The sequence below is a fragment of the Nostoc sp. CENA543 genome, assembly GCF_002896875.1.
Classification (GTDB): domain Bacteria; phylum Cyanobacteriota; class Cyanobacteriia; order Cyanobacteriales; family Nostocaceae; genus Trichormus.
Genome location: NZ_CP023278.1, coordinates 489,303 through 507,132 on the forward strand (window position 1 = coordinate 489,303; position 17,830 = coordinate 507,132).

Here is a 17,830-nt window from a genome sequence, read left to right on the forward strand (position 1 = left end):
CTGAATCATACACGTTGTGGACATTTTTGTTGCGATCGCACTCTTGGGTATATCCTAACTTGATACTCAATGATTGGAGGACGGTATCAAATCAGGGCGTTTATGGTAGCATCCTGACGGGGTAAAAATTTTAGGGCTATCAAAAAATATTCAGGTCAAATATTCTACCCAGAGTACCATTCATATGAATAATCCCAGCTTATCTACTACTGAGCAAGAAGTGATAGTTGACGAGGTGCTAGCAGCTAGTCTGCAAGCACAGCAAAAAGCAGGCCCCGATTTGCGTCAAATCCACACTAAAAGTCATGGACTGCTGTGGGGAGAATTTATAGTTGAACCCAATCTTCCAGAACATCTGAGAGTAGGCTTATTTAAGACACCGCAAACTTACCCGACTTGGATTCGTTTTTCTAGTGGTGGTTCGCCGGAAAGCAGAGGAAAACTGCGCTCTGATAGACAACCTGATGTCCGGGGTATTGGTATTAAGGTGATGAATGTAGATGGAGAGAAGGCCTTAGATGATGAAGAAAAAACACAAGATTTTACACTTAATAGTCATCCTACATTTTTAACTAAAGATATTCGTGATTATGCTGATCTGCCGAAAGTCGCTACTGGGGGATTGACTCCAGAAAGACTCAAGGAAATGGCTTATACCGCTAATATTTTGCAAAAGATAGCCGAAAAGAAAGTCGGCAATCCGCTTTTAATTCAATATTGGAGTATGTCCCCTTTCCGGTTTGGGGAGAAAATTGTCAAATTAAGTGTCAAATCACAACAACCAGAACAACCACCAGAAAATTTACCAGAATCAGAAAATTACCTCAGAGAAACAATAGTCAAATATTTGACGGAAGACAAACAAGAGGCTTATTTTGATTTCTTGATTCAGTTTTATGTAGATGACGAAAAAACACCCATAGAAAATCTCGCTCAAGAGTGGGAAGAAACTGATTCACCCTTTATTAAAGTGGCTACTATTCGCATCCCTAGTCAGACATTTAATTTTGAAGAACGGAAACGTTTAGATGAAGGGATGTTATTTACTCCTTGGCATACCATACTAGAGCATGAACCTGTAGGAAGTGTAAATCTGTCTCGCAAAAAGTTATATAGTGAGTTGGCAAAAGCTAGGCGAGCAGAAATCGCTCAACGCTTGCGAGAACCGCAACCTTATGAAGTGCTGGGTGCTGAGTAGAGAGTTGTGGGTGTTGGGGGATGAGAAATTGAAGGCAGGGGGCAGGGGGCAGGGGGCAGGGGGACAAACTAATGAATTTTAAATTTGGAGTGGAGAGAAATGACTGGGACAACTCAAAAGTCGCGTTGGCAAACGGTGGCGATTTATGGGTTATTGAGTGCGATCGCAATTATTACACTTTTCCCTTTATTGTGGCTCATCAGCACAGCTTTAAAATCACCTACGGAAAATATTTTACAGTCGCCACCGCAATTATTACCTAGTCAACCGACTGTAGAAAATTTCCCCAAGGTTTGGCAAGCTTTACCCTTTGGGCGATATCTCTATAACAGTACGTTGGTGGCGGCTCTAACTGTAGGTTTAAATTTATTATTCTGCTCCTTGGCGGCGTATCCTTTAGCAAGGTTATCTTTTCCAGGAAGACAGGGAATTTTTATTGCGATTGTCTCGACAATTATGATTCCTTTCCAGATTGTGATGATACCTTTGTATATTTTGACGGTGCAGTTAGGGTTGACAAATAGTTATTTAGGAATGATTTTCCCCAGCTTGGCATCTGCTTTCGGGATTTTTCTCCTCAGACAAGCTTTTATGAGCGTTCCCAAGGAAATCGAAGAAGCCGCACGGATGGATGGCAGTTCAGAATTAGGTTTATGGTGGCATATTATGTTACCAGCCGTTAGACCTGCACTCATAACTTTAGCTATTTTCGTATTTATCGGTTCTTGGAGCGACTTTCTTTGGCCTTTAATTGTGATTCAAGATGAAAATCTATACACCCTACCTTTAGGCGTAGCCAAATTAGCCGGCACATTTTCTCTAGACTGGCGTTTAGTGGCTGCCGGTTCAGTAATTGCGATCGCACCTGTTTTATTACTGTTCCTAGTTTTACAGCGTTACATTGTCGCAACAGATACTAGTAGCGGGGTGAAGGGATAACATAGCAAGGAATGGGGCATTGGGCATTGGGTAGAAAAATTCAAAATTCAAAATACCCTACGGGAAGCTAAAGCTACAAAATTAAAAATTCATTAGTTTGTCCCCCTTCCCTTGTCTACCTTGTCTACCTCCCCTGCCCCCTGCCCCCTGCACCCCTGCCTCCTAAACCCTTACACCCTTCTCTAAATGAGTCACCAATTTCACGCCAAATTCCGCTTCAAATACGGCTTTTTTGAAGTCTAAACTCCAGAGTTCTAAGGCGCATTCATCATTGGGGTGGGTGGGATAAATTAACAAATTAAACTTCTGGAATTGGGGATAGTAATCACATTTGATTTGAGCGATCGCCCCAATTTGTCTTCTGTCTAATGCTACGGCTAATCTTAACAGCGCACTCAATTGACTAACTACTTGCCGATGTTGTTTATTCAACAAATTACGGTAATTTTCGTGTCGTTTTTTGGGTGGCGATTTGCGATGATAACGGGCTAAGTTGGCAATGATTTCGATTTCGGTTTCGTTATAGCCGAGTAATTCACTGTTGCGAATGAGATAGTAAGAGTGTTTATGGTGGGCTGAATGGCTAATATGATGACCGCAGTTGTGTAATATTGCCGCCGCCCACAATAATTGTCGTTCATTTATGCCCCAATGGTGCAGTTGTCCTTGGGTTTGGTCAAATAAACTTAAAGCAAAGGCAGCAACGCGATCGCTATATGTTAAGTTGACTTGGTATTTATTCGCCTGTTTTAAAACACTCCTCTCCCTCACCGAACTTTGAAAGCGCAGTTTGTCTTCAATTAAGCCGTGGCTTAACATCCAGTCAACAATTACACCTTCCCGCAAAGCCCGTCCACAGGTAGTGATAGAATCCACACCCAAAAGCATCATTGCTTCTTGTAATACCACTGCTCCCGCTAAAATGACTTCTGAGCGTCTTTCTGGCATTCCTGGAATAGCGGCTCTTTCGGCGTTGGTCATTTTCCGCAGGCGATTTACCCAATCTTCCAAGTCGCGCAGGCTGAATTGATAGCCGTTGAGGGTAGAAGGAACATTACCCAATTTTTCCCGCGCCTGAATCATGGCGATGGTTTCAATTGTGCCGGAAGTACCAACTAAACGGGGAAATTCACCAAATTTGAGGTTAGCTAACACCTCATCTACAGAACGTTCCAACATTCCCCGCACATATGCTTGGAGATACTGAAATTCAACATCAAGGATGGGGTCAGAACTAATTAGCTCAGTTGTCAAACGGACAGCACCGACTTTAGTGCTGGTAAGAGTGCGCGGTTCTTGACTATCACCCAAAATGATTTCTGTAGAACCTCCACCAATATCAATAATGATGTGCGGTTTGTTATGGAACTCCATCCCCGACAGCACACCCAAATAGATGCGGCGCGCCTCTTCTTGACCAGAAATCAAGTCAACACTTAAACCCAATTCAGATTCGACTCTATGCAGAAAATCCTTGCCGTTGGGAGCTTCCCGCATCGCACTAGTAGCGACAGCAATGATAGTTTCGGCATTAGCGGTTTTAGCCACCTCTTGGAAACGACCCAAAGCCGCGATCGCTTTTGTCATAATTTCTGGTTTTAACTCACCAGTAGTAATATCGCGATCGCCCAATCTTACCGTTTCTTTTTCTTTAGCAATAATCGTAAAAGCTGGTAGATTCGGGTCAATCCTGACGATGACCATATGCAGGGAATTTGTCCCCATATCAATGGCAGCAATAATCCGGTTTTGCTTCACTACTTGAGTATTAACACTCGAATAGTCAGCCGAAACTAAATTCAGCATTTAAGTTTCTCTCTGTATTTAGGAAGGATGGTAAAAAATGGTGTGTCGGGTAGTTGGCACTGATATTGGTTGCAACATACTTAGAACTGGTCATGGGGCATAGGGAATTGGGTATGGGGCATAGGTTTTTTCTCCCGCAGCTTTTTCTGCTTGATGGCAGCTACTTCTGGGGGAAACCCCAAAACCGGACTGCCTCCCCTGTGTCCCTGAAAGTTATCTAGTTACACAATCTAAGTATATTCACCCTGCTGCTTACAATTTTAGCGACAATTTCAACTTGTTTGAAGTTGTCACTAGACATTGTGTTTTTACAAATATCAAAAAAAGATATTCTATAGATGTAAAGATGTGTGAAGAAAAGGCAAAAGGCAAAAGGTAAAATCTTTTTACTTTTCCCTAATTTTATGCCCCATGCCCTATGCCCAATCCCCAATCCCCAGTCCCCGATCCCTATGTTAGAAACCAACCAAGAACCAGTTTTGCTGACAATTATCCGGCTTTTGCGGTGGCATAAACCCGAAGGACGTTTGATTTTGATGATTCCGGCACTATGGGCAGTGTTTTTGGCTGCTGCTGGTAAGCCACCTGTGCCTTTAGTGGGTGTGATTATTTTAGGTACTCTCGCCACTAGTGCGGCTGGATGTGTGGTTAATGATTTATGGGATCGAGATATTGATCCAGAAGTCGAAAGAACACGCGATCGCCCTTTGGCTTCCCGTGCATTATCTGTAAAAGTGGGAATTGTCGTTGGAATTATTGCTTTAGCTTGTGCAGCAGTGCTGGCGTTTTATCTCAATCGGTTGAGTTTTTGGTTATCTGTGGCGGCTGTACCAGTGATTTTATTGTATCCTGGTGCCAAGCGTGTCTTTCCTGTACCGCAGTTGGTGTTGTCAATTGCCTGGGGTTTTGCGGTATTAATTAGCTGGAGTGCAGTCACACAAAATATTTCTCTACCCACTTGGTTATTGTGGGGGGCTACTGTGTTGTGGACACTGGGATTTGATACAGTTTACGCCATGAGCGATCGCGAAGATGACCGCCGCATTGGTGTAAATTCCAGTGCTTTGTTTTTCGGAAATTACGCACCTGTAGCCATTGGGGTGTTCTTTTTAGGTGCGATCGTTTTACTGGGTTGGCTAGGTGTTGCTATTCACCTAAAATTAGCTTTTTGGATTAGTTTAACCATCGGAACTATTAGCTGGTTGTGGCAATTTATTGAGTTAAGAAAACCAGAATTACCTAACCCTGCTTATGGGCAAATGTTCCGTCAAAATGTTTGGATTGGGTTTATTTTGTTAGCAGGAATGATTCTCGGTTCTTTGTAGGATGGTAGATTGTCATAACTTTAATCACTAGGGTTTAACACTGTTAAACCCTAAAATGAAATTATATTTTTCTTCGGCAACAAACTTGGATTGCTTTTCACAAGAAAAACAAACTGCATAAAATTTCAAAAACTTTGATATTGACAATAATAATTTTAAGTTTACTCTACAGGCAGACCCATAGATTTAACTACTATTGAACGTGCTGTTTTGCGGTCTGATTTGCGTGTTAACCCAGCCATCTCATATTCATCACTATTCTTGCCGTAACGAGACGCAACACTTAATAACATATGCTCAGAATAATCATTTAAAGTACGTTCTGCTTCTTTTAAGGAATTTTGCGTTTTTTCTACTATTGCTCGTGGTTGATTATAAGCAGCTAACTTGTCTCGTAACTCACCAATCGTAGTTTTGTAAGTAGCGATTGACAAACCATTACCAAAATCTAAATCAGAATTAATTGTTTGTAATCTTTCTATCCGACGTTCAGCTTTAGCTAACGCAATTGAGTCTCTTCTCCGTTGGGACATAAAATTTTCCTTTTTAGGCTGAAACAGCCCTCCACACCCATATATGGTATAAAAATTCTAGAAAACATTGGTGACTGGGATGATAGGTCAAATTCTCGGTGGACGCTACCAAATTACAGCACAAATTGGTCAAGGTGGATTTGGCATTACCTACACAGCCATTGACACAGGAAGACCAGGGAATCCTCAGTGTATCGTCAAGCAGTTTAAACCAATGTCAGTCAGTTTATATACTTTGACAAATGCTAAAAGATTGTTTGACACCGAAGCCGAAAAACTAGAAAGGTTAGGAAATCATGACCAGATTCCCCGACTTTTGGCGTTCTTTGAAGAAAACAAGCAATTTTATATAGTACAAGAATACATAGAAGGTCACGACCTAGCGCAAGAATTAATCTCAGGTCAAAAGCTGAGTGAGGCGATAGTAATTCAACTTTTACAAGATATTTTAGAAGTCTTAAATTTTGTCCATGAACAGAAATTAATTCATCGGGATCTTAAACCCTCAAATATTCGCCGCCGCCAATCTGATGGCAAAATTATTTTAATTGACTTTGGTGCAGTTAAGGAAGTTACTACTCAGTTTGTTAATGCTCAAGGACAAACAAGTTTGACTGTTGCTGTTGGTACTCATGGTTATATACCCAGTGAACAAACCAATGGTAAACCAACTTTTCAGAGTGATATTTATGCAGTAGGAATTATCGCCATCCAAGCTTTAACAGGCATAAATCCCTACCCTGGAGGGTTTCCCACAGATTCAAAAACAGGTGAAATCATCTGGCGCAATCATGCTCAAGTTAGTTCTAAACTAGCAAATATCATTGATAAAATGGTGCGCTACGATTATCGTCAGCGTTATCAATCAGTTAATGAAGTATTGCAGGCTATAAAAAATTTATCTCGGAAGTCTTCACATAAAAAAGTATGGTTTGGTGCGGGTTTATTAGTATTAATTACACCTGTAATTTTCTGGATTTTTTCTCAATTGAATAAACCACAACCTACATTTACAACTTATGATGGTGTAAATGCTGGCATTACAATTAAATATCCTTCAACTGACTGGCAACCAATTAAACCTCCTGGGGGAGATTTTGAGGATGAGGTGATTAAATTTGTTCCTAAAACTCAGAATCAGCAAAATAAATGTATTTTAGAAGTTGTAATCAACAGTCATGAACTACCTAAAAAATTATTATCTCTGGATGAATTTAAAAGTGAAGCATTAAAACAAATTCAAAAGAATAATCCGAATCAACAAGTTACAGATGCTTCTCAACCATCAACCACACTATCAAAATTTCCGGCTTACAAATTAACTTACACTCGTCAAGATGGGGAATGTAAACTGCAAGCAATGGAAATCGGTACACTCAGAAATGGTAAGGCTTACTTTATCACCTATACAGCAGAAGAGAAAGAATATAATAAGTATTTAGATGTGGTTGAGGAAATGATTAATTCATTTGAAATTAAAGCGGAATGAATTATGATTTCTTGAACGCAAGCAGGTAGGTTGAGTTAAACGGAGCGCAACCCAACATAAATCTCGAAAACTCAACATAAATATTGGTGTTGGGTTTCGTTCCTCAAGCAAACCTACTTTTCTATAAGATTGCTATATACGTCAGTTTACTGAGTTTGGCAGTTAAAAAATAAGATGATGTAATTTAACCCGTACTGTAAAGCGATCGCAATTTTTATTCTATCTATATTGTCAAGGCGATCGCATTCCCGGTTCATCGAATTATGTTAAAAGACAAAATAATAAATTAACTTTTTTCACTCATTACTCATTACTCATTACTCATTACTTCTTAACCCACAGCAAAATCTGTAAATTGTCTTTTATAAGGTGAATGAAATCCTATGACAATATCTTGTTTGGGAACACCCATCGCCACTAATTCTTCTGCAATATTTATCTCAGTTCCATTCCATTGAATCCAAATTTTCTCACTTTTGATATCAATGTGTATTGAACAACCATATACACGACGTTTATTTTCCCAACCCACATGAACAATTTGATAATGGTCACGTACAGTATCAAATATTTGTTCTACTTCTACATCACCATAAGAAGGTTTATAACTACCATATTTTGTCAAAATTTGCTGAATGTATGCCCTATATTTTTCTAACTTATCCATCTTACTATCTCCTCAATTTCAGTATCATAAATCACTAGCTTTAATTGAAATTCTTGGATTTGAAGTTGTATAAATGTAAGCGTAAAAAAATCATTATAAGTTTCTATATCAACAGCCAAATATAGGTGACGATCTGGTTCTTTTTCTCTCAGAGCAGTACGATAATTAAGGAATTGTCCGAGAGCAAGATGAAAATCAGTGATAGCTGATGGATTTAGAAAACTTTTGATTTCAACAGCAATTTTTTCACCTTCCTTTTCTGCTGCGAGTAACTTCTCTGCTCCCAAATCAATACGCATCTGAACTTGACCAAAATCAATATACAGAGGGTCATTGGTAATATTCCAGCCATCTTTCTCTAAAGCTAATTTCACAATATCGTGAAATTTATCCTTCGCTGGCATAACTTAATTTACTTATCTGGGAGTATTATCATTCTACCTGATCGTTAAGTATTAAGTATGATTTGGGGGTGTGAACAAATGATATCTAGCCTTAACGCACCGTATGATAGTGCTGCATTATGCGTTAAATTAACTTGAGAAATACTCTGTGGAACTCTGCGCTAACCTCCGCGTTACTTTGCGTTTAAAAAAGCTACGAACTTGTAAGCAGCTTAACTAAAAAGGTAAAATGAGTTTAGTTGTGGGTTACTCTGCGGGATTTGGCTACGTTCCTCAACCTAACCTACAAAAACTCAGTTCGTGAGCAAAAGAGCAATGAATACATTTATTCAACCAATAAATTTACAGATATCATCTGATTCTTTAAATCAAGGTGAGTCAGCCATCCGCCAAGAGTTAGCTATACAGCTATATGCACACAATATTTTTACTTTTGCTCAAGCCCGTAACTTAGCTGATTTATCTGTGTGGGAATTTCAGCAGATTTTGGGCAAACAGAAAATTGAACGTCATTATAACGAAACAGATTTATCTCAAGATATTGAAGTAGCAAATTGTATCTTTTTCAATAAATTGTAAAAATAATATGACTCCAATCAACAACTCAATTATTGCAGAAATTATCCGACGATTGGTAGAGCTACTAAACCCTGAAGAAATTATCTTATTTGGTTCTTATGCTTGGGGAATGCCTCATCAATATAGCGATTTAGATTTGTGTATTATTGTATCAAACGATATACCAGATTTTGACAGGATTGAGTGGGGAGTGCAAGCGATTAATGCTCTTGATGATTTAATGATTGATGTCGATATTCTCATTAAAACTAGAAACGATGTAGAAACATTTAAAAATGTCCCCGCATCTCTGACCAGAAAAATTTTAACAGAAGGTAAGTTACTTTATGGACAAGGCAAAACGCATTCTGATACAGTTTTGGTTGAAAAAAGCCCAACGTGATTTGAATGCAGCACAAAAACTAGCTCAAGAATTACCAGATATAGCTATTTATCATTGTCAGCAAGGAGCAGAAAAAGCTCTAAAGGGATTTCTTATTTTTCATGATACAGAGCCAGGGGATACTCATAATATTAATACTTTAGTCAAATTAGCTTCTCAATTTAAACCAGAATTTACGACTCTTTTAAAAGAGGCTGGATATCTAAGTCAATACAACCAAACATATCGCTATCCGATGGAAGCAATGGAAGATTTTATTCCTACACCTGGAGAATTAAAAAAGGCTTATAAATTAGCTATGGAAGTTTATCAAAATGTAATTAATTCTATGCCTAGTGAGATTACTGGAAAATCTTAAAATACAAGTCTGAGTTAAAACACGCAAAATGTAAAATTGCATGGCTACTGAGACAGCCGCCAAATTTTGATAGTCGCGTCGCCACTACCACTAGCTAAAGTTCTGCCATCTGGACTAAATGCGACTGAAGTAACCGTATTAGAATGACCTTTGAGAGTACGAATTTCTTGCCCTGTGGCGAGGTTCCAGATTTTGATAGTCTTGTCCTCACTACCACTAGCTACAGTTCTGCCATCTGGACTAAAAGCGACTGAACTAACCGAATGAGAATGACCATTGAGGGTGCGAATTTCTTGCCCTGTGGCGAGGTTCCAGATTTTGATAGTCTTGTCCTCACTACCACTAGCTACAGTTCTGCCATCTGGACTTATGGCGACTGAATTAACCCAATCAGAATGACCATTGAGGGTACGAATTTCTTGCCCTGTGGCGATGTTCCAGATTTTGATAGTGTAGTCTCTACTACCACTAGCTAAAGTTCTGCCATCTGGACTAATGGCGACTGAGAAAACCGGCCAAGAATGACCATTGAGGGTACGAATGTCTTGCCCTGTGGCGATGTTCCAGATTTTGATAGTCTTGTCAAGACTACCACTAGCTAAAGTTCTGCCATCTGGACTAATGGCGACTGACCTAACCGAATGAGAATGACCATTGAGGGTACGAATTTCTTGCCCTGTGGCGAGGTTCCAGATTTTGATAGTCTTGTCAGAACTACCACTAGCTATATTTCTGCCATCTGGGCTAAAAGCGACTTTAACCGAATCAGAATGACCATTGAGGGTACTAATTTCTTGTCCTGTGGCGAGGTTCCAGATTTTGATAGTCTCGTCAGAACTACCACTAGCTATAGTTCTGCCATCTGGGCTAAAGGCGACTGAAAGAACTGATCCTTCTGTAAATGACATACCAAAACCATACACCACCTTTTTTTGCGAATGTCCAATCAGAGTCTTCGCCAGGGTAAAGTTAGCGGCTGATGGCGCAGTTGCAACTGGTGAACTTGGTGCTTGCCCAAAAGGTGTTGTCCATGTATACCAATCATCTGATGGCTTTGGAGTTGGTGCAGTTGATACTGGTGGCTTTGGTGCTGGTGCAGTAGCCACTGGCTGCACAGATGGCGCAAGACTTAAATATGTCCTCAACGGAATACCCAATACAGTAGTAGCATTTGTATCTGGACGAGTTGTAGCCCTTCCGTGAATCCCGATTAATTTACCCTGCTCATCAAGTATCGCGCCTCCACTCATCCCCGGAAACCCACCGATGTCATACACAAAGGCGTAACCATCTTTTGGGTTTGACACTCGGCTGGAAATTGCACCCCTGATAAACTTGATGTCTGATGTTCCTTGGGGATAACCTGCTACAGAAATATTTATACCTAATTTTATTAGGTCAGAATTACCCTTTTCGGCGACACGGTAATTTTCGTTACTAGTGAACTGAAATATAGCTAAATCAACACCGCGAAATTGTTTGACTTGGCTGTGGTTGAAAGTGTATTTTTTGCCGTCTGGTGTGTGTACTGTGTAGTTACCTTTGAGTTGGACTACGTGCCAATTTGTTACCACAGTGTAAACATTGCCTTGACGCTCAATAATTACACCAGAGCCAGTATTTGCGCCATCAATGCGGACTGTAATTTGTTGAGCAATATCAGCAATTTCTGAGGGTGTCAACGCTGTGGCTACTGGTTGTACTATGACTATTGCTGCGCCCAATAATAATGCTGAAAGTACACCAGCCGCCTTCATGATTGATTCCCCCGATGATTTTGCAACAATTCTTTTCTAATCGGTATAGCCATACTAGAACGAGTAATTAGTTCCTGCAACTGGGCTTGTGGTTGCGAACCATCTTGATAAACTTCCGGCGTATCCCACAGGGGATCTTTATGTAAGCTATTAATCCCCACCACTTCACCATGTATATTTAACAATGGTGCGCCACTCATCCCTTTACGCACATCATTGGTATAGCCAATCTGGTAGCCTTGCTCTAATGCTTTGTCTAACAATAGGGTGACTTTCCCAGAGGTAAAGACAAACTGAGTTTTAGTTGGGGTAGACTGCTTTTGAGTTGCTAAATTGGCGATAAATCCACCCACAAACACCTCATCCCCGACTCGCAAATGAGACGCATTAAGGAGGTTAGCGACTGGATAAACTATATCGGGACTACGAAACTGCAACACGGCTAAATCATCCTGCTGCAAATCGGTAATCTGCAATACAGTAGCTTGATATACACGCCCATCTGCTGTTTGAATTTGATAGGGTGGTTTAGCGGTTCTCAAAACGTGAGCATTGGTAATTACTGTATAAATTTGACCTTGGCGTTTTAGTAGAGTTCCTGAACCAAGTAACTCTGATGTGGTAATTTTGACGGTGATTGTCTGAGCTAATTTTTGCAATTGCTCGACAGAAAGACGATTAGATCGCTCTACTCTGGTAGACTCGCTAGAAACGCCCTGCTGTTTTGACAGTGCAAAGGAAACACCACCAAGACAAATCAGCAAGCACACCAGATAAATAATTTTGTGTTTGAGCCGCCAGTTCATGCAGTATTAAGGAGTCGATGAACTACACTCTTTACCGTCTAGAAATTCCTTGACATCAACATACACATCACCTTCGTCATAAGTAAAAGCTTGACATCCACTTAAATTAATCACTGATTCTCCTGCATCCCGACGCAAACTCAGCATTTGCTGTAAAACTCTACCAGTGTCAGTTCCAGGTTTGAGGGTGACTAATATATTGTCTGCTGTGCAAGGTGCGCCTCGGCGGTTAGAAATACACAATACTGGATAGCCGTTAAAGTTATCGCGGCTAGTTATGAAAAGTGCGCCGTTATCGTAGTGGCGTTGAAATCTAGCAGAGACTATCCTGCAACGTTGTAAAGGGGAGACTTTTTTAAAGTCGTTAGCAACCCAACGAATCAGGGTTTGATTTCCCCGTGAGGTGCGTACTTTAGTGACAGGTACACCCCCTTCCCGTGTGCAGAAAAATCTGTTTGCTCTTGCTTGACTCGGCTGGCTGTTGGTGGTGAGAGTGATTCCCACAGCTAAAGCTGAGAAGATGGCAGATGTTGTTATGCTGGTGACTCTGTGATGCAGTGACCTTAGTTGCATATATTTAAGCAATTAGGAATTAAAGTAGGTTTTTTTGGCTGTTTTAATGGGATTTTAGACCTAACCCCCAACCCCTTCCCTACCAGGGAAGGGGAGTAAGAATTAAAGCTTCAATTTAAATTTAGGTATTATTATAGGGGTTGCTACAAGTTCAAGTTACCGATTTTCGGAAAAATACTAGGATATTTTCGTAAAAATTAGGTTTTTTAATCAAAAAATTATAAATAAAGTCAGTGCTTATTGGTAGATGAGGAGCGATCGCACTTCTTGTTTTATTAAAGGTTTGTAGTCAGAACTTTAGTTCTCTCTCCGAGACGCTTTGCGAACAGAAAAGGACTAAAGTCCTTACTACGAACTAAATCCTAATATATTCACATTGTTTAACGTATTTTGTTTGATGTTTCCAAGTATTTATACTGATGTTCAAGCCCAATCCCCAGTCCCCAATCGCCTCACTCAATTTCCTCACAACGAATCAATAACTGTTCCATCTGTGCGGCTAGGGAAATCAAGTCTTTCCAAGAAGAACCACTAGCTAAATTTTGCGCGTGGGCTAATTTATTACGTAACTGTTCCGCAGACTTTAAAAAACGTTCCCCTGCACGTTTAGATTTTAAATCTAACTGTTGTAACAGTTCTGGATGATGTAACACTAATTCTCGTTTATCACAGAATTGCAGATAGTCTAATAAATCCGTTGCTTCATTTCTCTCCTGGCTTTCTCGCCATAGTCTTTGGGCTATTTCTACACGTTCAGGTTTGAGAAATTTTTGCCAAGTATCTTGAGGATAATAAAGTCTTACTAACCTCAATAAGTTCATTTCGATTAAAGTAAACAGACCAAATAATAACATTCGCACTGGTGCTTTTTGCAAATCACCACAGGTCACAATTCCACTCACTTGATTGCAGTCAAGGACAAATAATCTAGGAGTATTTTGCAAAATAGGTAATAACTTCATTAATGGCGTAGAAATAGCAATGAGTTCTTTGGGATGGAAAACTCGTTGATAATCACCACATTTGCCAGCTTTAGCCGATATTAAACTAGCCCGTTCAATGTAACCTGTAATAATATTACCCGTCTCAATCCCCACGACATCAAAATCCTGTGTCTGCATCCATTGCAAAACTTCCACTACATCTGCTTCTGCTGGTACAGCCTTTAAAGATTCTGCTACATATTCAATAGTGATATTATTCTCAAACAAACTCCGCAAATCTTGAGAACGGGACTTTAGGTGTTTCATTCGTCAATAGTCAATAGTCAATAGTCATTAGTCAATAGTCATTAGTCATTAGTCATTAGTCATTGAGCATAAGAAATATAATCTACCTTGTCTACCTTGTCCACCCAGTCCCCAGTCCCCAGTCCTCAATCCCCAGTCCCCAGTCCCCAATCCCCAGTCCCCAAAACACATCAAACGCTCAGACTAAAAAAAGTCTGAGCGTTTGAAAATTAGGTTGCAGTTAAACTTCTGCTAAGTTTTGAGATGATATTATGCGGGCATCATTTGCATGGATCTGCAAGCTTCGGCACATTTGCGACAAGCCATTGCACAATCCATCATCATTTGGTCGTCTTTCATTTGTTCGCAGGTCATCGCCATGCGATCGCACATTTCTGCACACAGCATACAAGTGCGTCCCATAAACTCAGAACCGCCCATCATCATGTTCATGCACATCATGCACATTTCCGCGCAGTCACGCATCATGCCCATCATGCTCATGTCCATGTACATACCGCCTTTACTCATGCAGTAAGTCATGGTTTCCATACACATTTTCTGACAATCCATACAAGCTTTCATGCAGGCTTGCATTTCCGCAGTCATGGATTCAGCCATCATCATCATCATAGGAAATACCTCCGATTTTTTGATGCTTTGAAGATTCCCTAAAGGAACTAACCATAACATTAATCACAATTTTTATAGTCGTCAATAGTTTATTTTTGGGATAATTTTTAACCCCACTAATCCGATGCAATTACCGTTATTCATGAAATAATCTACACATTTGTACGTCCATTTATCCTGGAAACATTATCCAATAGTGCTTCCAAATCCTAGTTAAAAAATGTGGTTTTATCTAGCCTATGTCTAGTGGTAGATAAAACCGGCAATCATCCTAAAATCTGATCAGCTTCAGAGTTATTTTTTGTTGACAATTCTTTAGAAAGATTTATTGGCAGATATTAAGGCTCTCATATTCGCTTTGCTCATTTCTCGACTTTACTAATGTCGCACTGGAATTTCTATGATGAATTCTGTACCTTTACCGGGCGTAGAGTTGCATTCTAGTTTACCTCCGTGTTTTTCCGCAATAATTTGATAGCTAATAGACATTCCCATGCCTGTACCCTTACCGACTGGTTTAGTAGTAAAAAATGGATTAAAGATTTTTTGTTGAGTTTCTGCCGACATTCCTATACCGTTGTCAGCAATGCAAATAGAAATTGAATTATTGTTTAAAACTTCAGTCTTAATACATATTTGAGGATTAATAACCACAGAGGGTTTTCTTACCATTGCTTCTTCTAAAGCATCAATAGCATTCGCCAGAATATTCATAAATACTTGATTGAGTTGTCCAGCATAGCATTCTACTAAAGGTAAATAGTTATAATTCCTAATGACTTGAATAGCTGGACGTTCTGATTGTTCTTTAAGACGATGCTGTAAAATCATCAAGGTGCTGTCAATACCTTCATGAATATCAACAGCTTTGAATTCAGCTTCATCCATGCGGGAAAAAGTTCTTAATGATAGGACAATTTGACGGATGCGTTTTGTACCTATTTGAATAGATTGTAAAATTCTAGGTAAGTCATCCTGAATATATTCTAAATCAATTTCTGTTATGAAATTATACAATTCTGGATCGTTAACTAAGTTTTTTTGTTGGTATATATTAATTAGATTCAATAAATCACGGATATGTTCTTCTAAATGGCTAATATTGCCGTGGATAAAGTTAACAGGATTGTTAATTTCATGGGCAACTCCAGCAACTAATTGTCCCAAGCTAGACATTTTTTCTGCTTGAATCATATGGCTTTGAGTAGATTGGAGTTCTTGCAGAGTTTGTTCTAAATCTTGGTTTTTTTGAATTAGTTCTGCTTCCATTTGTTGACGTTGGAGGAGAGCTGCTTTTTGCTCAGTTATATCACGCACAATTGTCGAAAGATATTCTACTTCGCCATTAGGAGATTGATGGGCTAGTATTACTTGATAAACGCTAATCTCCTGCCCATTTTTATCTAATATTGCTGTTTCACCTCTCCAAATTCCCTTATTTATTGCCTCTGGTAATGCTTGGTTAAAAATAATTTCTCTTGCCCAATCAGGATGATTATTAGAAATAGTTTGTTGCTTGATTTCCTCTACATTATTAATACCTTTTAATTGTCTCCAGGCTTGATTGTAGTAGAGGGTATTACCAGAACAATCAGCAATACCAATAAAATCGGGGGTAACTTCTAAAATTGCGAGTAATCTTGCTTGTTCGGCAGCAGCTTGTTGACGTTCACGAAGCGCGGCTTGCTGTTCACTAATATCCCTAATGAGTGTGAGGATATGAGGTTTGCCGTTGTAATCAAAAAGTTTTCCTGTGACTTCGACATCAAAGTAACTACCATCTTTGCGTATATCTATACCCTCACCATGAAAAACACCACCAGCATTGACTGTTTTTAAGAATTCCCCAAATAGCTGAAAACAATCGGGGTGGATATAATCTGTAGGAATTAAATTAAAAATCTCCGCTTGAGAATAGCCGTGCATCTGACAAAAGGCGGGATTAACAGTAGCCATTTTGCAAGTTTCTAAATCTAATACACAAATACCATCATTGACAGTTTCAAAAATACTCCGATACTGGGCTTCTTGTTGGCGGAGTGCTGCTTCTGCAATTTTGTTTTCGGTAATATCTCTGCCTACAGCATAAATATAATGATTATGAATTGCTGAAGTCCATGATAACCAGCGATAGGAATTATCTTTGCAAAGATAGCGATTTTCAAAGCGAAAAACCCGCACTCCTTGGCTGAGTTTCTCCATTTCTGCCAATGTAGATGCTTGGTCTTCTGGATGAACTAGATCTATAAAAGATATTGATAGTAGTTCGGCTTGGCAATAGCCAAGAATTGTTTCGCCGGCAAGGTTAATGCGCTGGAAGTAACCATCTAAACTAGCAACACAGAGTATATCTACTGACATATCGAAGAAGCGATCGCGCTCATCTTCTGCTACCTTGTGATTAGTAATATCTTCATAAAAACCAAAAACACCAATTATCTCTCCATCACTGTTGCTCAAGGGGATTTTGCTGGTTTTTAGCCAAATTGTATTCCCATCTTCTCTATTGAGCTTTTCTTGATAATCAAGCTTAGAAGTATTACTGGAAATCACTTCTAGATCATCTTGTCGATAATTTTCTGCAAATTCATGCCAACTTAGTTCAAAGTCAGATTTACCTACAATATCTGCTGATGATTTCAATCCAGCATCTTTGGCTAGACGTTCATTACATCCCAAAAATTGTAAGTTCCGATCTTTCCAAAAAATCCCTTGAGGTAATGTATTTAAAACTACTTGCAAAAAATGCCGAGATTCTTGTAATTCCTGTTCCAGCCTAGTAATAGTTGCACTAGATTCTTGGGCAAATGTGACTAATTTCTCCTGTAATTGAGCATTTTCTTGTCTTAGAAGGATGATTTCCTGTTCTAGTGCTTCAGCATACATTTAAGCATGACCCCCAATAACTACGGTACTAGATGAAATGGAAGTGACAATATCTGCCGTCGTTTTGGCAAAAATAATTTTGATGTACGATGCTACGCCGGACTGCGAATACTCCCAGCCTCAGCCTCAGATTTTTGCCAATACTTCAAGGTTTGTGCAGAATTTCAATACTCCCTTCATTTACTACACACACCGTATTATTCCCAAATCAGATGTTTCATTTACTGCTAATAACAATAACTTTGCTGAAAAAATATACGCATAAA

The 17,830-nt window shown here is 39.5% G+C and carries 17 protein-coding genes; 7 read left to right on the plus strand and 10 right to left on the minus strand.

Annotated features, from left to right (window positions below; translation table 11 throughout):
- Positions 1-184 precede the first annotated feature (184 nt).
- Both CLI64_RS02090 and CLI64_RS02095 read left to right on the plus strand, forming a co-directional pair.
- Entirely contained in the window at positions 185-1,198 is a 1,014-nt protein-coding gene (locus CLI64_RS02090; RefSeq protein WP_103135678.1) for a catalase family protein, read from the plus strand.
- A gap of 99 nt (positions 1,199-1,297) precedes the next feature.
- On the plus strand, positions 1,298-2,137 hold the full coding sequence (locus CLI64_RS02095; RefSeq protein WP_103135679.1) for a carbohydrate ABC transporter permease: 840 nt from the start codon (positions 1,298-1,300) through the stop codon (positions 2,135-2,137).
- A 162-nt stretch (positions 2,138-2,299) separates the two neighbouring features.
- On the opposite strand, the gene CLI64_RS02100 is transcribed toward CLI64_RS02095, so the two are convergent.
- Positions 2,300-3,943 (minus strand): Ppx/GppA phosphatase family protein, encoded by a 1,644-nt coding sequence (locus CLI64_RS02100; RefSeq protein ID WP_103135680.1) that lies wholly within the window; start codon positions 3,941-3,943, stop codon positions 2,300-2,302.
- Positions 3,944-4,395: 452 nt separating this feature from the next.
- Here CLI64_RS02100 and CLI64_RS02105 point away from each other — a divergent pair, with 452 nt between their 5' ends.
- A complete protein-coding gene (locus tag CLI64_RS02105; protein ID WP_103140552.1) occupies positions 4,396-5,268 on the plus strand; it encodes a 4-hydroxybenzoate solanesyltransferase in 873 nt (290 codons plus the stop codon).
- A gap of 161 nt (positions 5,269-5,429) precedes the next feature.
- On the opposite strand, the gene CLI64_RS02110 is transcribed toward CLI64_RS02105, so the two are convergent.
- Positions 5,430-5,801: a hypothetical protein gene (locus CLI64_RS02110; RefSeq protein ID WP_103135681.1), complete on the minus strand. Its 372-nt coding sequence runs from the start codon at positions 5,799-5,801 to the stop codon at positions 5,430-5,432.
- 79 nt (positions 5,802-5,880) lie between these two features.
- On the opposite strand from CLI64_RS02110, the gene CLI64_RS02115 reads away from it, so the two are divergent.
- Positions 5,881-7,290, plus strand: coding sequence for a serine/threonine-protein kinase (locus CLI64_RS02115; protein WP_103135682.1), 1,410 nt, complete (start codon positions 5,881-5,883; stop codon positions 7,288-7,290).
- A gap of 331 nt (positions 7,291-7,621) precedes the next feature.
- Here CLI64_RS02115 and CLI64_RS02120 read toward each other — a convergent pair whose 3' ends face one another.
- Both CLI64_RS02120 and CLI64_RS02125 read right to left on the minus strand, forming a co-directional pair.
- The gene (locus CLI64_RS02120) at positions 7,622-7,957 is read right to left on the minus strand and encodes a XisI protein (protein WP_103135683.1); all 336 of its coding nucleotides are present in this window, start codon (positions 7,955-7,957) and stop codon (positions 7,622-7,624) included.
- Entirely contained in the window at positions 7,945-8,361 is a 417-nt protein-coding gene (locus CLI64_RS02125) for a XisH family protein (RefSeq protein ID WP_103135684.1), read from the minus strand. The genes CLI64_RS02120 and CLI64_RS02125 overlap by 13 nt, the downstream gene beginning before the upstream one ends.
- Before the next feature lie 315 nt (positions 8,362-8,676).
- Between CLI64_RS02125 and CLI64_RS02130 the strand changes: the two genes are divergently transcribed.
- The 3 genes from CLI64_RS02130 to CLI64_RS02140 are packed head-to-tail and all read left to right on the plus strand — an operon-like array spanning position 8,677 to position 9,680.
- A complete protein-coding gene (locus tag CLI64_RS02130) occupies positions 8,677-8,940 on the plus strand; it encodes a UPF0175 family protein (protein WP_192881665.1) in 264 nt (87 codons plus the stop codon).
- Between the two features lie 7 nt (positions 8,941-8,947).
- Entirely contained in the window at positions 8,948-9,322 is a 375-nt protein-coding gene (locus tag CLI64_RS02135; RefSeq protein WP_103135685.1) for a nucleotidyltransferase domain-containing protein, read from the plus strand.
- Entirely contained in the window at positions 9,267-9,680 is a 414-nt protein-coding gene (locus tag CLI64_RS02140; protein ID WP_103135686.1) for a HEPN domain-containing protein, read from the plus strand. The genes CLI64_RS02135 and CLI64_RS02140 overlap by 56 nt, the downstream gene beginning before the upstream one ends.
- Before the next feature lie 44 nt (positions 9,681-9,724).
- Here CLI64_RS02140 and CLI64_RS02145 read toward each other — a convergent pair whose 3' ends face one another.
- The 6 genes from CLI64_RS02145 to CLI64_RS02170 all read right to left on the minus strand — a co-directional run bounded on the left by CLI64_RS02145 (position 9,725) and on the right by CLI64_RS02170 (position 17,564).
- Positions 9,725-11,437: a trypsin-like peptidase domain-containing protein gene (locus CLI64_RS02145; protein ID WP_103135687.1), complete on the minus strand. Its 1,713-nt coding sequence runs from the start codon at positions 11,435-11,437 to the stop codon at positions 9,725-9,727.
- Positions 11,434-12,243 (minus strand): serine protease, encoded by an 810-nt coding sequence (locus CLI64_RS02150; RefSeq protein WP_103135688.1) that lies wholly within the window; start codon positions 12,241-12,243, stop codon positions 11,434-11,436. Before CLI64_RS02150 ends, CLI64_RS02145 begins: the two co-directional genes overlap by 4 nt.
- Before the next feature lie 6 nt (positions 12,244-12,249).
- Entirely contained in the window at positions 12,250-12,816 is a 567-nt protein-coding gene (locus tag CLI64_RS02155) for a COP23 domain-containing protein (protein WP_103135689.1), read from the minus strand.
- A 452-nt stretch (positions 12,817-13,268) separates the two neighbouring features.
- Complete coding sequence (locus CLI64_RS02160; RefSeq protein WP_103135690.1) at positions 13,269-14,066, minus strand: hypothetical protein; 798 nt, start codon at positions 14,064-14,066, stop codon at positions 13,269-13,271.
- Between the two features lie 249 nt (positions 14,067-14,315).
- A complete protein-coding gene (locus tag CLI64_RS02165; protein WP_103140554.1) occupies positions 14,316-14,678 on the minus strand; it encodes a four-helix bundle copper-binding protein in 363 nt (120 codons plus the stop codon).
- Positions 14,679-15,056: 378 nt separating this feature from the next.
- Positions 15,057-17,564: a PAS domain S-box protein gene (locus CLI64_RS02170; protein WP_103135691.1), complete on the minus strand. Its 2,508-nt coding sequence runs from the start codon at positions 17,562-17,564 to the stop codon at positions 15,057-15,059.
- Positions 17,565-17,830 lie beyond the last annotated feature (266 nt).

Excerpts from the sequence above, each read along its gene's own strand:
- CLI64_RS02145 (WP_103135687.1), bottom strand. The coding sequence starts at position 11,437 with ATGAAGGCGGCTGGTGTACTTTCAGCATTATTATTGGGCGCAGCAATA.
- CLI64_RS02100 (WP_103135680.1), bottom strand. The coding sequence starts at position 3,943 with ATGCTGAATTTAGTTTCGGCTGACTATTCGAGTGTTAATACTCAAGTA.
- CLI64_RS02170 (WP_103135691.1), bottom strand. The coding sequence starts at position 17,564 with ATGTATGCTGAAGCACTAGAACAGGAAATCATCCTTCTAAGACAAGAA.
- CLI64_RS02140 (WP_103135686.1), top strand. The coding sequence starts at position 9,267 with ATGGACAAGGCAAAACGCATTCTGATACAGTTTTGGTTGAAAAAAGCC.
- CLI64_RS02090 (WP_103135678.1), top strand. The coding sequence starts at position 185 with ATGAATAATCCCAGCTTATCTACTACTGAGCAAGAAGTGATAGTTGAC.
- CLI64_RS02125 (WP_103135684.1), bottom strand. The coding sequence starts at position 8,361 with ATGCCAGCGAAGGATAAATTTCACGATATTGTGAAATTAGCTTTAGAG.
- CLI64_RS02155 (WP_103135689.1), bottom strand. The coding sequence starts at position 12,816 with ATGCAACTAAGGTCACTGCATCACAGAGTCACCAGCATAACAACATCT.
- CLI64_RS02135 (WP_103135685.1), top strand. The coding sequence starts at position 8,948 with ATGACTCCAATCAACAACTCAATTATTGCAGAAATTATCCGACGATTG.
- CLI64_RS02130 (WP_192881665.1), top strand. The coding sequence starts at position 8,677 with ATGAATACATTTATTCAACCAATAAATTTACAGATATCATCTGATTCT.
- CLI64_RS02150 (WP_103135688.1), bottom strand. The coding sequence starts at position 12,243 with ATGAACTGGCGGCTCAAACACAAAATTATTTATCTGGTGTGCTTGCTG.
- CLI64_RS02160 (WP_103135690.1), bottom strand. The coding sequence starts at position 14,066 with ATGAAACACCTAAAGTCCCGTTCTCAAGATTTGCGGAGTTTGTTTGAG.
- CLI64_RS02120 (WP_103135683.1), bottom strand. The coding sequence starts at position 7,957 with ATGGATAAGTTAGAAAAATATAGGGCATACATTCAGCAAATTTTGACA.
- CLI64_RS02115 (WP_103135682.1), top strand. The coding sequence starts at position 5,881 with ATGATAGGTCAAATTCTCGGTGGACGCTACCAAATTACAGCACAAATT.
- CLI64_RS02105 (WP_103140552.1), top strand. The coding sequence starts at position 4,396 with ATGTTAGAAACCAACCAAGAACCAGTTTTGCTGACAATTATCCGGCTT.
- CLI64_RS02110 (WP_103135681.1), bottom strand. The coding sequence starts at position 5,801 with ATGTCCCAACGGAGAAGAGACTCAATTGCGTTAGCTAAAGCTGAACGT.
- CLI64_RS02165 (WP_103140554.1), bottom strand. The coding sequence starts at position 14,678 with ATGATGATGATGATGGCTGAATCCATGACTGCGGAAATGCAAGCCTGC.
- CLI64_RS02095 (WP_103135679.1), top strand. The coding sequence starts at position 1,298 with ATGACTGGGACAACTCAAAAGTCGCGTTGGCAAACGGTGGCGATTTAT.